We start from the raw sequence: 13,077 nt of genomic DNA, 5'->3' as shown, positions 1-13,077 counted from the left end.
AGCAGGGGCTTTGGGCTAAACCGCCCTTTTTGGCTACTTTCATTAAGCATAGACCCTGTGACGGGATGCGGATGGGTGGGTTAGTTTTGTTCAATACATTGATAAATAATGCATTTCATAAGAAAGGCGGTAAGGTGGCGGGCAATAATAAAAATTGTATTGAAAATACCTATTTTTAAGATAGCTATCTTCCAATAAGAAAGCGGACTCGAAAAGACAAAAAGGCCCTGACGGACCCCTTAACATCAGTGATGGAACGAGACGGCGAAACCCTGTTCACGCCAGTGGTCGAGCTGCTCCTGTTGACGAGGCGTAGGTGCTTTACCGGTCCAGACGAAAATTTTTTGTCCAGGGAAAAGTTCCGGACGTGGAGAATCAATCGGTTCAGCCAGCACGTCGATATGCCAGCCCTTGTAGGCAAGACGGGCCGCTTCCAGCCACAAATGCGTACGGTCGTCGCACTCCCATCCAACCAGTAGCGCATCTTTACCTGCTTTTTTTCGTGATTCAACCAGGCTAGTAACGGCAAACTCAATCAGGACACCGTCGAGCAGGCTCGCCATATGACGCACCGTATTCTGATCCTGATTCATTCGCTGACGCACAGGGGTGATGATGTTATCTATCAGAACATCCATCGCATGGTCGCGGCGGAACTCACTGATTTTGGCGCGCAGTTTTGCCGGATTGGCATAGCGCAGAACGGTTAACATCTCTTCCTGAAACGATGCCCAGTTCCCATGCGTTATCACTTCTGTATTTTCAAGAAGCGCTTTTACTTTACCGACCGAAACACCCGTTTTCATCAGGCGTTTGATCTCTTCGATACGCAGGATATCTTCATCGTCAAACTGACGATGACCCCCTTCACTTCGCTGCGGCTTCAACAATCCATAACGGCGCTGCCAGGCACGCAGCGTAACGGGGTTGATACCGCATCGTTCGGCCACTTCGCCGATACTGTAATAGGCCATTAACTCCCTCACGCACAATACTTCCATACCTAACCAAACCAACCTTATCAGATTGTACAAATCATTTGTATAACTAACTCCTCGTTATGAGACAAGTGAATGGCTCAAAGAACCCCTCACTCGTTAATGTATTGTTGTATAAATTTAGCCGTACGTACAGGTCACTATTAAGAGTTACGTACAGGTTTTTATAAATCGTACTTTTTCTCGGGCCAGGCAATCGCCGGTATGCCCCCCAGGCGCGGGCTGGCGAAAAGGTGCCCCTGGAACTGAGAAATCCCGGCTGATTCCAGCCACATCCACTCTTCAGCCAGCTCTACACCTACCGCACAGAACAGGATTTCCAGGGACGCACAGCATTTAATGATCGACTGAATGATCGCCTGACGCGGGCCGCTCTTGTGCACGTTAGCAATCAAATCACGGTTGATCTTGATTCTGTCCGGCTGGAACTGAGCCAGCAGTTGCAGACCGGCGAATCCCGCGCCAAAGTGATCGATGGCCACGCTGATCCCGGCGCTTTTAAGCTGTCTGACCGCGCTGGTGAACTCTTCAAAGCGCGAGATGGCCTCGCTCTCGGTGAACTCGACTACAATTTGCTCCGGCACAAAACCGTTCGCCTCAATTGCCGTCAGTAAAAAATCGACGGCGCCAGGAACATTGACCAGCGTCATCGGCAGCAGATTAATGGACAAGGTTTGAGTCTGTAGGCCCAGCGCGCTGGCCATCGACAAAGCCACCTGTTTACTCTTCAGATCCGATTCGTACAGCGCCTCACGCGACAGGTTGGCAAAATAGCTTTCCGGGGACTCACCGGACGGCGTGCGGATCAGGGCTTCCCAGGAAACAACCTGCTGCATAAACGGATCGACGATAGGTTGAAACGCGAAACTACAGTCCGCTCCCTTTGCCACTACCGTCGGCTGGGAGGATAACGGCGTGTTTTCGATGACAAACTCCCAGGCGTCAGCCGGAGGCAGCTCAAAGTAGTTGGCTTTTTCAGTGGCCTCAACGAAGGTGCGGAAAAATTGCAGGGCGCGATCGTTATAGGTTAGCTGATAGCGGCTTGTGCCTTTATCAAGAACCTGTTGCAGCACTTCGTTGGTGTCGTACTGACGAAGGTCGAAGAGCTCCATACCCACATTGCCAAAACGTCTTGAAGGCCCGTGATCGCTTAACAATTCGACCACGTTGTGATGCCTTGGGTCACGGCAAATGAGCTCATAGATCTCCTTAACGTTATCAGCGGGCCCTTCAAGTAACTGAAAAAAGTGTGTGCCGTTAAACAGCAAAATCCCCGTCACATCGAACTGGCGATTTCTACAATTTGCAGCAGCGACCATGTCTTCCAGCGCTTTCACTGGAACGTCCTCGCAGATATGACTGCGGTAAATGATGGTTGTGAGCATGCTAATCCTGAAGATTGAGGGGGTGACCACGAAAACACGTGGGGAGAACTCTGTTATAGCACATTAATTTCCCAACAAATAATTTACATCTCAACGATTTACACGGCTTCTTTGCGCCTTTCCCAAGCTTGTACAACTCTGCGACGCCGCTTTGGATTGTACAATATATTTTGTGAATCACGCAGTAAAGTGTGCACACATAACACAATGATAAATAAACACTTTATAAAATATATAATAAAATATTTAAAAAATTGTACATTTTAAATGTACAGATTTGAAAATTATGTATACCTTAAATGTAACGTTACTGATTACAGAATTTTACAGGAGCGAAACATGCAGCAGAACGGATACGTCGCAGACTCAGCAACAGCGATTGCGCAGTACTTCGAAAAAGCCGCGCTTCCAACCCAACAGGAAACCCTGGGTCAGGTTGTTGTTGAAATCCTTAGCGATGGGCGGAATCTGAATCGCAAATCGCTCTGCACAAAACTGTTGAGTCGCCTTGAAAGGGCCAATGGTCCGGAAGAGGAACATCATTATCACCTGCTTCTTGGTCTGCTCTTCGAACGTTAATGTTATGAACAGCAGTGATGCGGACCGACTGATCGACCAGCTTATTGGAGAAGCCGCTCTTTCACTTTTGAAGGAGCGCGGTCCCGTGACGACCGAGGGATTGGTTCAGCGTCTGCGTAACATGCAAGCCTGTGAGACGGATCCCCAGCGGCGGGAGACATTAGCGAGGGTGATAGCTGAAATCAGCACAGGCACTGTCGCTTTTAAAGGTCGCAGAACCGCACAAGGACGAATACAGAGAGAGGGATCTCTCAAAAATAATCGAGACAATGTAGTGCCGTTATTTGGAAATGGAAAACCGTCCGATCCCAAAAAGATGCATTGACTACAACTTTACAGCAACGGTGAGAACAAATGAGACAAAATATTCAGCTTCAACCCGAATACCACTCCGCCTTTTTAGATAGCGCGTTGTCGGAGTATTTCCGTCACGCAGGCGATCGCTTTGCTGAAGAGTCTGCCATTTTTTCGACTGCGGTTCGTTGTGTTCTCGCTTCTGAAGGTCATCTGACCAACAAAGCGATCATTCTCTGGCTGATCCAGACGCTGGAAACTACCGACGATGTCGTTAAGGCGGATGTGATCCGCAAGACGCTGGAAATTGTTGTCGGTTATACCATGGACGATCTTTAACGCCTCTCCCTTCCCATCCCTACGGATAGCGTGTCATCGTCAATACTGACGAACAGACTGACGATGACACACCCTCTCTTCCCTGACGCCCTGTTAATCAAGCACGCTGAATGTGGCATGGATCCTGCTTAGTCCGCTAAGGGACTGGGCTTTCCAGTAAACATTGCTTCATTTCTTAACAGGTCTGTTATTGATGAAAAAAATCGCCAGCGTCTGCCCTTACTGTGGTGCAGGCTGCAAACTAAACCTCGTCGTGAAAAATAACCGGATTATCCGTGCCGAAGCCGCTGATGGCGTAACCAATCAGGGCACGCTTTGCCTGAAAGGATTCTACGGCTGGGACTTTCTTAACGACACACGACTGCTTACCCCCCGTCTGACGCAGCCCATGATCCGCTACAGCAAAGGTGAGTCCTTTACCCCTGTTACCTGGGAAGAGGCCATTCGCTATACTGCTCACAGGCTTAAAAGCATCAAAGATCAGTACGGCCCTCGATCCATTATGACCACGGGGTCCTCGCGAGGAACGGGCAATGAGACCAACTATGTGATGCAAAAATTTGCCCGTGCGGTGCTGAACACTAACAACGTCGACTGCTGCGCCCGCGTCTGTCACGGTCCGTCCGTTGCCGGTTTACAGGAGACCCTCGGCAACGGTGCCATGAGCAATTCCATTAACGATATTGAAAACTCAAAATGCCTGCTGGTGTTCGGCTATAACTGCGCCGTCTCTCACCCCATCGTCGCCCGACGCGTGCTTAAAGCACGTGAAAATGGCGCAAAAATCATCGTCTGCGATCCGCGTCATATTGAAACGGCACGCATTGCCGATCTTCATCTTCAGTTGAAAAACGGCAGTAACATGGCGCTGGTCAATGCCTTTGGCTATGTCCTGCTTGAAGAGGAACTGTACGACAAAAACTACGTTGCCCGCTTCACAGAAGGGCTTGAGGCTTACCGACTGACGGTAAAAGATTACGCACCCGAGCAGGTTGAACATCTGACGGGCATTCCCGCGCGGGATGTTCGTCAGGCAATGCGCATGTTCGCGGCGGCGCCTTCAGCAACGGTAATGTGGGGAATGGGCGTTACGCAGTTTGGTCAGGCGGTTGATGTGGTGAAAGGTCTCTCCAGCCTGGCGCTGCTCACCGGCAACCTGGGCCGCCCTGCCGTCGGCGTAGGTCCGGTTCGCGGGCAAAATAACGTTCAGGGTGCCTGCGATATGGGCGTTTTGCCCAATATGTTCCCCGGCTACCAGGATGTCACTGACCCGGCGGTCAGACTGAAATTTGCCGATGCGTGGAAAATCAATGTCAGCCGGATGGACGACCGCGTCGGGACGCGTATCACCGAAGTGCCGCATCTCGCGCTGGAAGGTAAGATCAAAGCCTATTACATCATGGGGGAAGATCCGCTTCAGACAGAAGCCGATCTGGGCCTGGTCCGCCGCGGCTTTGAGTCCCTCGATTTTGTGGTGGTTCAGGACATCTTTATGACCAAAACGGCAGAGGTGGCTGACGTACTGCTCCCTGCCACGTCATGGGGAGAACATGCTGGCGTGTTCACCTGTGCCGATCGCGGCTTCCAGCGTTTTGGCAAGGCCATTGAGGCCAGCGGCAACGTCAAGCGCGACTGGGAGATCATCAGCCTGCTGGCCACGGAGATGGGCTATCCCATGCATTACGAGAATAACCAGCAGATCTGGGACGAAATGCGCGAGCTGTGCCCCCTCTTCTACGGCGTGACCTACGAAAAAATGGGCGAGATGGGCCATGTCCAGTGGCCCTGCCCAACCCTTGATCATCCCGGCACACCCTATCTGTACAGGGATAATCAGTTCGACACCCCCACTGGCAAAGGCCAGCTGTTTGCTGCCCCCTGGCGCGCTCCGGCCGAGACACCGGATACGGAATACCCGCTGGTACTTTGCACGGTGCGCGAAGTCGGTCACTACTCCTGTCGCTCAATGACCGGGAACTGCGCGGCGCTGCAAAGCCTGGCCGACGAGCCGGGCCGGGTGCAAATGAACCCGGCCGACGCGGATGAGCGTGGGATCGCCGACGGCCAATTGGTCTGGGTACGTTCACGCCGGGGTAAAGTGATCACGCGCGCCAGCATCAGCGAGCGCATCAATGCGGGAGCAATCTATATGACCTACCAGTGGTGGATTGGCGCCTGTAATGAGCTGACGCAGGATAATCTAGACCCGATCTCCAGAACGCCTGAAACGAAATATTGCGCCGTGCAGATGGAGGCGATCGAGGACCAGCGCTGGGCGGAGGATTTTGCGGCTTCTGCGTACCAGACCATGAAGACGCGGTTGATCGCTGCGGTTAACGTTTAAATGCATTGCCGGGTGGTGGCTATCACTGCCCGGCCAGCTATCCGCTGGCGTTTTACGCTATCTGTTCTGCATAATTATTTTCAAGGTAATCGCGAAGCAGGTTCGGACGGCTCTTTTTCTCCATCAGCCTTCTCAACAGTACGATCAGCTCGTAATCGCTTCGCAGATTAAATTTTTGCATCAGCATATATTTATGGGTAAAGACCGTTTTCTGGCTCATCTCCAGCGCCTGAGCGGTCTGCACTACCGACAGCCCTCGGTAAAAATTGACCAGAATACGAATTTGTTGCCGGGATAACCCTTTATGCTGGCAGTCGAAGCAGTTATGTTTAGTCCATGTGTAACCCGGTAATTGCGTCCTGAACCACGCGATAAACAGTACGCCACTGATACGATCAAGCGATGCACGGCGAGGGAGAAAAATAATGTCCTGAAAGCAGGAGGGCAACGCCGAAAAGCGCAGTTCATCGTCGACAAACCCTAGCACAATCCCTTTTTGCCGGGCGAGTAACTCGGGAAAACAGGTCAGTGTTTCACCCTGGCATAATGACAGGACAATAATATCGGCCTGACTGACGTTTTCATGGGTCAGCGCCAGGTTAAATGTGATGGCACGATGAAAGTTATGTTTAAAAAAATCCTCGAAAAATTCATGTAGCCCAGCCTGAAAAAATAGATCGGTTTCCTGAATCAGAATATTTAACATAGCTCATACCAACGTCTTTAAAAAAGGCATATCACCGGCGCTCAGTTGTACTGCATCGTCATCACCACAACTGCACTGATGCTTCCCGGCGTGACGCCACCCGTCACGGATTTAACCGAGGCCTGCATAGCCATTGTCGCGGTTCTGTCGGCACCAATAGTTTGAGTCATGCCAGAGCCTGTTCCTTTAAGCGTACCCGTTTGGGCATCGCGCATGGCTATCGCCACATGCGTGGCCGAACCGCTGTTCATAAAATAGTCCGCGCCCGCCGCGGGATCGGGGCTGCCGGTAAAAGAGACGGTCACACTCTGCGTTCCCGTTGGGCACTGGGTGAACAGCAGACTAAATGGCACCGGATCCGATGTTGAGCCCGGCGTCGCCATATTGGTTGCCTGAATATTGCCCAGATTGACATCGAGGCTGTTACTCCCGCCATTAAATATGCACGGCGACGCAACGATATTTCCCGTCACACCGATGTTGACGCTATCAGCGGTGAAAGCCTTCCCGCTGAGTAAAGCCAGTAACAGCAGTGTCCCGTATATTATTTTCATCTTCGTACCTGCTACTGATAGGTCAAATTAAGGGTGGCGGAGGCATTTGCTGAACCTGACTCCACGCGGTTCAACGTCTGGTAATATCGGGCCGTTAACGGCAATGTCTCTTGCCCGCCGGCAGACTGCCGCAAGAATAGTCGGCTGTTCATCACCAGCGGCACACCGTTATAGATAAGCTGCACCCCAACCCCTTTTGCGGTGCCGGCATTCCCCTGCCCGGTTAAGGCCATCACGCTGGTATTGGCGCTGTCCGGATTCTGTATTCCACTGAGCGAGACCGTAATATTAGTTCCGGCGGCGCAAGTTAAGCCCAGGTTTTGCGTGTTCTGTGCTCCCGCTGGCGTGGTGCCCACCACGTTGCCGAACGCCGAGGCGGGGATATCCCCGATCGGAAACGTCAGCTGTGACGTATTCACCGTGCACGCCATGGCATTAATGGTTCCGGCGGTGAGCTGCGTGGTCAGGCCGTCACGATAGATGCCGTCGCTCCCCTGAAGCGTCACGACGCCGATCGCCCCCGGGGTTAACGCCCCCGATGAGACCGGGCCAGTCACCACCAGCTCAATCCTCCCGCCATACCAGTCGACATAGGAGGTCTGCGCATTGTACGAGAACGTATTGCTCGGGTTTTCAAAATAGGCGTTGGAGGAAAAGCGTATGCCTATCCCGCTGACGTTAGTGTTGTACACATGATTGCCGTAGCTGCTCAACGTGGCGCTGTTGTAGCGCATGCTGAATCCCAGCATCAGCGGATTAGCACATCCAGTAAGATAGGAACCTGTGGCTGTCGCCGCGCTGGAAAAGACCACCGTGCCGACAGGCGCATCACGCTGCACGTTAATCGTCCCCACGGACAGGGTTGACAGCTGCGGCGTGATGGTGGTGCACGTACCGGCACGGGCGAGGTTTCCCGCCGCGAGCAAACAGAGAAGCAAATTCACGATAAGCCATTTCATGTTAACGTTCCTGACGGCAGGAGGCGCGCATGTCAGCGATCCCACCGAATGTTGAGTGTGTCGGCAGGCTGAAATCAGCGCGGCATTGCTGGCTGGGCTGACTCCCCCATGTCGCGACTAACGTCCCCTCCTCGCGCATACCGGTTAAATAAACCTGACCGCGATCGCCCACAATAAAACTGCTGCTCTCATCACCGACAAGGGTGACCACCGCCCCAAACGGAACGGCGCGTTCGTTATCGGTCAAGGTCATCAGCACCCGGCGACCTGACTTCGGCAAATAATCGGCTCTCACCACCGCTCCCCGCGTCGGCGTCACCGTGCGGGTGTTGATCTCCAGTTCGACATCCTCCGGCATATTTTCCGGATCGAGAGTGAGATCGTTTTTTCGGTAGACCGAAAGGTTGCTCACGACCGTATAACCGCGAAAATCTGTCCGTACACCGGGCTGATTGCGGATATCCACGCCGTGGGCGCCAGGCGCTTTAATTAAGGCGTTGGTCTCCCCCAGCGGCTGAGAAAGCGTGATGCCATCAGCATGGGCGAGGATGCCGCCTTGTAGCCCGTAATTCAGGCGTTCACTGTTTTTGTCATAACCATACCCCGCCGTGGCTTCGCCATAGGTGCCTCTGTAGTCCGCGTTAACGTTGCCGGTATAGCCCACGCCCTCTGTGCCGTATCCCTGCTGCACGTTCCAGTTCAGGGCTCGGTTTTCGAGAGCCACCCCGTTCAGACCGATGCTGTGTGTCATCCCGTTATTCCTGCTGGCGTTCATGCCATAGTTCGCCCATGTCTGCGGCAAAAATTTATCCAGCGGAATGCTGATGTTGAACGCCAGAAGCTGGTCGTGATCAGCGTTTTTTTGGTTGTCGCGGGTTTCTGACGCTGAGCGGACATTTTTGCTGTAGGTCCATGTCAGGCCATAGCTGATGTTGTGCCAGTAGTTGCTATAGCCGACGCTCCACGAAGCCATCGACTTACCGTCATTCCAGTAATCTTCCTGCGCCGCACTGAGGGTGAGCGCGCCCAGGTTGTCCCCCAGCGTCTGGCTCATTGTCAGCTCGGCACGGTTACGTCGCCTGTCCTGAAGCGCGCTGCTGTCGCCGTACGAATCGAGGACCTCCTGCATCCCGTAATAGCCGCGGGTCGAGTAGCGATACCCGGCAATCGAAAAGTTCGTCCCGGAATTAATAAAATTCTTGCTGTATCGGGCCCGCCACGACTGACCGCTTGTTTTCGCGGCATGCTCCGGCGTTGACCAGCCCTGGGTGAGGTCTGCGGATATCGCCCCGAAATCGCCCATGTTCTTGCCCACCCCCAGAGCCGCCGACTGGTACTTATCTGCCCCCTGAACGCCGCCATAGAGCGTGAGGCCGTAAGGGAGGCCGTAGATTCCGGTCAGTTGCCCGAAGGGGGTTTTCTCCACGCTACGGTTATACGATCGATACTGCCCGGCAGTAAGGGCATATTTCAGGCGCCCCTCCCGTTGCAGGACCGGCAGCGAAGCGTACGGCAGGGTGAAATGTTGCTCACTGCCATCGGCTTCGACGATCGTGACTTCAAGATCGCCCGCGCCGCCGGTGGGATACATATCCGCGATCTCAAACGCGCCCGGCGCCACATAGCTTTGGTAGATTTGATAGCCATTCTGACGCACCACGACCTGCGCGTTAGTTCGCGCAATACCGCGCACCACCGGCGCATAGCCTTTCAGAGAATCCGGTAACATATCGTCGTCGGACGCCAGCTGGACGCCGCGAAAAGGCATGCTGTCAAAGACATCGGCAGGGGCGGAACTGTCTCCGAGCGTAAGCTGGGCTTGTAGGGGAATAATCGCGCGCTGCATCAAGGTATAGACATTGTCCCACTTATCCTGGCCGGACGCATCGCGGGACCAGGTGGTGTAGTTGCGTAACCGCCAGGGACCGACGTTGATCCCCGGTCGCAGGTTTGCATACTGACTGTCGCTGCGGGTGCCTGCCCCGCTTCTTGCCCGGCTGTTCGCGCCGCTCAGGCTGTAGTTGAGCATGGCCGCGGTAATGCCTTCATCCCACATCTCCGGCGGAACGTAACCTCTCGCTGGCAGATCTATGGCCGCCTGTGGGATGCTGATTGCCAGACGCTGGGCGCCAAACTGGAAGTCCGCGCTGGCCTGTGGAATCGCCTTGAGATCGGCGCATTCTCCTTGCCCGGCGTCGAGCTGCGGGAAAAGCGCCGTTTTCACGCCCCACGCTTTTAACTGCCTGATACTCAGGCACGGCTGCAACGTTTCACTGCCGTTAGCATCCTTCACGGCCATGAAACGAATATCCCGCGTTTCCAGCAGCCGCTCGTCAAGAATAATATCCACGTGGTACGTCCCGGGTGCCTGCGAGCCGGATTCAAAGGCAGATAAATCCGCTTTTCCCATTCCGGGATTATCCAGTTCTACCAGTTCCGTATTAAACGTCTCACTGGCCCACAGTGTGGGAGAGAAACCCGCAAGCGCGAGGGCAATGAATATTGCCAGGCGCGCAGGCTGCACTGTATTAAATGCCGTTGTCATGACGAGCACCCGATTAATGCAAAGTGATCACAAACTGGCCCGGTGTAATTCGCCAGGATTGCCATAATCGTTAATGACTTTAAACGTCAGCGTATTGCCATTGGTCCCATTCGGTAACGGGAAACGAACTGAGCCTGAAGGCATTACGTAGGTGACATCGTCAAGTTTTTTACCCCCGACCGTTATTTCATTGAAATTGATAACGTACGGCGTAGGGTTATTTACCTGCAGAGCATTTCCCGCACGATGCCAGGTTAATTTGTTGGTTTGTTCCTCAGGGGTAGACGCACGAAGGCTCTCTGGCCGATAAATAAGTTTAATCCGCGTTTTGACGGCAATTTGCAGCGAGTTCATCTGCTTTGAAGCTGATGGAATAGCTTTAATGTTCAGCCAGAATAAACTCTCCTGCCCCTGAGGCAGCGAGCCTGTCATGACAATACGCTCAAGGTTTTTTTGCCCGCCATCCAGCCGATACAGCGGAGGCGTAATAATAAAAGGCGCTTTACCGGATTGCCCATCCTGAACATCAATCCACGACTGGATTAAATAAGGAACGTCATCAGGATTGGTGATACTTATTGACGCTTCTTTTTTTGCCCCATCGAAAATAATGCGGGTGCCGCCAATAACTACTCCAGCACTGGCGGATGTTAACGTCAGCGATAACAGCGCCATCGCCAGGCCAGTTGTCGTTATAAAACGCATTTCAATACCTCATAAAACAAGGGGCCGGGAAGCCCCCTGCTAATTACTGCCAATGACTTAGTTGTAAACCACTGAGAAGTTCGCGACCGAGTTAGCCGGGCCCGCGGTCACGGACGCTGCGGTGGAGATATACTGCGCGTAGAAGTTCAGTGTATTATCAGCCGTACTGCTGAGCGCGTAGGTATAGCTGTTGCTGCCGTACAGCGGCAGATCGGCTTTATCTGCAGTCATCAGGTTAATCGCTACCCCTGTGGCCGCCCCCGCCACGGACGTATCAATCGCCAGCAGGCTGGCGTTGGTTAAATCCGGCGTACCGTCAAAACGGACTTTTGCATTAGTGACCGTCACAGGACAGTTTTTCAAAATAATATTAAACTGCGTCGCAGCCGTTCTGGCTCCCGCCGTCGGGAATTCCGTTTTATAATAATCGCCCAATACCACCACCTGGTTCTGAGATGCCACATCTACGTCGCAGGCAGAATCCAGAATATTTCCGTTAAAATTAACGGTACCTGCCGCTGCAAATGCATTGGTCATGGTGAGTACAGAACCTGCCGCTAACATTGCCATCATCAATTTTTTATTCATAATTATCTTTCCTGTATTACTTTATTTATTACCGATATTCAATTGCAGAAATAAAACCCCTTTCGACGAATCAAAATTTATACAACTCTTTTTCTACGCACAATCGATTTTAGGGTCTAGCTGTAGACTCTCTTTTAACAAAAACAAAACAAATTACTTTGGAAATATCTTAACAATAAAGTCCCCGGTCTACTTTTAGACCTAAGTCAAAAATGTTTCAAATTCAACTAATTAACACTCATTAATAGGCAAGTCTATAATTAGACTCGACGAAAATATTCCCTGACTAACTGTTTTTTAAGATAATTCTTTATGTCGATCAAAAAATGATCGCATCAGTGTATGAGGCCTCTTATGAACACCCGTATTGCGCCCGTTTCAGGCAATGAAATAACAACAGTGCTTGGCGCTAAGCCTCTTAAGCACATTGAAAAAATAATCGATAATGTTTTGCCGCATACGGAAAGATGCATCATGGCTAAAGGTGAAGTCATCCATTATTATTCCGGTGATATCCGCCAGTGCTTTTTACTGTTACATGGCAGCGTGGCATTGCATCGTCGAGGTGACGGTATCGTCTTAAATTCCGAATCCGCACCTTTTATACTCGGCGTGAGCAGCCAGTTTTCTTCTGAGCACCTCTACGTCAGAGCGCTGGAAACTTCAGAGGTGGCTAGCGTTACGCTGGAGCGTTTTAATCACGTAGTCGCACAACAGAATTTATGGGAGTCCTTCTCGAACCTGCTGATCTATACCGCATCGCGGGTTTACGAACATTGTGCCCAGATATCGCAGATGTCGGCTTACGACATTATCCGCTTTCAGCTGGTAGAACTGATGCAGGAGCCGGAAGCCATAAGACAAAGCATTACCGCCGCAGCCTATATCAAAAGCCGCACCTATCTTTCACGCAGCGGCATTATGCGGATCCTGGCGGAGTTGCGGACGGGGAAATACATCACTATGGAGCGCGGCGTGCTAATCGAGATCCATCACTTACCCCGCAAGTACTGAGGCTGTTTTTATCTCTGGAGAAGGTGGAAAATAAGAGCGACACTATAGAAAGTACAGTCTCTTTCCA

Annotated in this window: 13 protein-coding genes; 5 read left to right on the top strand and 8 right to left on the bottom strand. The window is 52.2% G+C overall.

What is annotated here, in order from left to right; genetic code table 11:
- Positions 1–245: 245 nt before the first annotated feature.
- Together L2Y28_RS08910 and L2Y28_RS08905 are read right to left on the bottom strand one after the other, a co-directional pair.
- Positions 246–974: a MerR family transcriptional regulator gene (locus L2Y28_RS08910; RefSeq protein WP_022647871.1), complete on the bottom strand. Its 729-nt coding sequence runs from the start codon at positions 972–974 to the stop codon at positions 246–248.
- A gap of 188 nt (positions 975–1,162) precedes the next feature.
- A complete protein-coding gene (locus L2Y28_RS08905) occupies positions 1,163–2,383 on the bottom strand; it encodes a diguanylate phosphodiesterase (RefSeq protein ID WP_022647870.1) in 1,221 nt (406 codons plus the stop codon).
- Between the two features lie 339 nt (positions 2,384–2,722).
- Here L2Y28_RS08905 and ycgZ point away from each other — a divergent pair, with 339 nt between their 5' ends.
- The 4 genes from ycgZ (at position 2,723) to fdhF (ending at position 5,939) form a co-directional block, all read left to right on the top strand.
- Positions 2,723–2,962 carry a regulatory protein YcgZ gene (gene ycgZ / locus L2Y28_RS08900; protein WP_022647869.1) on the top strand — a complete coding sequence of 80 codons (240 nt, stop codon included), beginning with the start codon at positions 2,723–2,725 and terminating at the stop codon, positions 2,960–2,962.
- Between the two features lie 4 nt (positions 2,963–2,966).
- The gene (locus L2Y28_RS08895; protein ID WP_032622175.1) at positions 2,967–3,287 is read left to right on the top strand and encodes a hypothetical protein; all 321 of its coding nucleotides are present in this window, start codon (positions 2,967–2,969) and stop codon (positions 3,285–3,287) included.
- 29 nt (positions 3,288–3,316) lie between these two features.
- Positions 3,317–3,595: a biofilm/acid-resistance regulator YmgB/AriR gene (locus L2Y28_RS08890; RefSeq protein WP_022647868.1), complete on the top strand. Its 279-nt coding sequence runs from the start codon at positions 3,317–3,319 to the stop codon at positions 3,593–3,595.
- Positions 3,596–3,788: 193 nt separating this feature from the next.
- Positions 3,789–5,939, top strand: a complete 2,151-nt coding sequence (fdhF, locus tag L2Y28_RS08885) for a formate dehydrogenase subunit alpha (protein WP_022647867.1) — start codon at positions 3,789–3,791, stop codon at positions 5,937–5,939.
- A 52-nt stretch (positions 5,940–5,991) separates the two neighbouring features.
- Here fdhF and L2Y28_RS08880 read toward each other — a convergent pair whose 3' ends face one another.
- Genes L2Y28_RS08880 through L2Y28_RS08855 form a run of 6 tightly spaced genes read right to left on the bottom strand, consistent with a single transcriptional unit; the run spans position 5,992 to position 11,996 of the window.
- Complete coding sequence (locus L2Y28_RS08880) at positions 5,992–6,645, bottom strand: LuxR C-terminal-related transcriptional regulator (RefSeq protein WP_022647866.1); 654 nt, start codon at positions 6,643–6,645, stop codon at positions 5,992–5,994.
- Positions 6,646–6,686: 41 nt separating this feature from the next.
- On the bottom strand, positions 6,687–7,199 hold the full coding sequence (locus L2Y28_RS08875) for a fimbrial protein (RefSeq protein WP_022647865.1): 513 nt from the start codon (positions 7,197–7,199) through the stop codon (positions 6,687–6,689).
- A gap of 11 nt (positions 7,200–7,210) precedes the next feature.
- Positions 7,211–8,158: a fimbrial protein gene (locus L2Y28_RS08870; RefSeq protein ID WP_022647864.1), complete on the bottom strand. Its 948-nt coding sequence runs from the start codon at positions 8,156–8,158 to the stop codon at positions 7,211–7,213.
- A 1-nt stretch (position 8,159) separates the two neighbouring features.
- Positions 8,160–10,703 (bottom strand): fimbria/pilus outer membrane usher protein, encoded by a 2,544-nt coding sequence (locus L2Y28_RS08865; RefSeq protein WP_022647863.1) that lies wholly within the window; start codon positions 10,701–10,703, stop codon positions 8,160–8,162.
- A 27-nt stretch (positions 10,704–10,730) separates the two neighbouring features.
- Complete coding sequence (locus tag L2Y28_RS08860; RefSeq protein WP_022647862.1) at positions 10,731–11,408, bottom strand: molecular chaperone; 678 nt, start codon at positions 11,406–11,408, stop codon at positions 10,731–10,733.
- A 57-nt stretch (positions 11,409–11,465) separates the two neighbouring features.
- Positions 11,466–11,996, bottom strand: coding sequence for a fimbrial protein (locus L2Y28_RS08855; RefSeq protein ID WP_022647861.1), 531 nt, complete (start codon positions 11,994–11,996; stop codon positions 11,466–11,468).
- 354 nt (positions 11,997–12,350) lie between these two features.
- Here L2Y28_RS08855 and L2Y28_RS08850 point away from each other — a divergent pair, with 354 nt between their 5' ends.
- A complete protein-coding gene (locus L2Y28_RS08850; RefSeq protein WP_022647860.1) occupies positions 12,351–13,010 on the top strand; it encodes a winged helix-turn-helix transcriptional regulator in 660 nt (219 codons plus the stop codon).
- Positions 13,011–13,077 lie beyond the last annotated feature (67 nt).

It is taken from the genome of Enterobacter sp. JH25, from assembly GCF_021725435.1.
Taxonomy (GTDB): Bacteria; Pseudomonadota; Gammaproteobacteria; order Enterobacterales; family Enterobacteriaceae; genus Enterobacter; species Enterobacter intestinihominis.
This window is presented reverse-complemented; position numbering and strand designations above follow the sequence as displayed.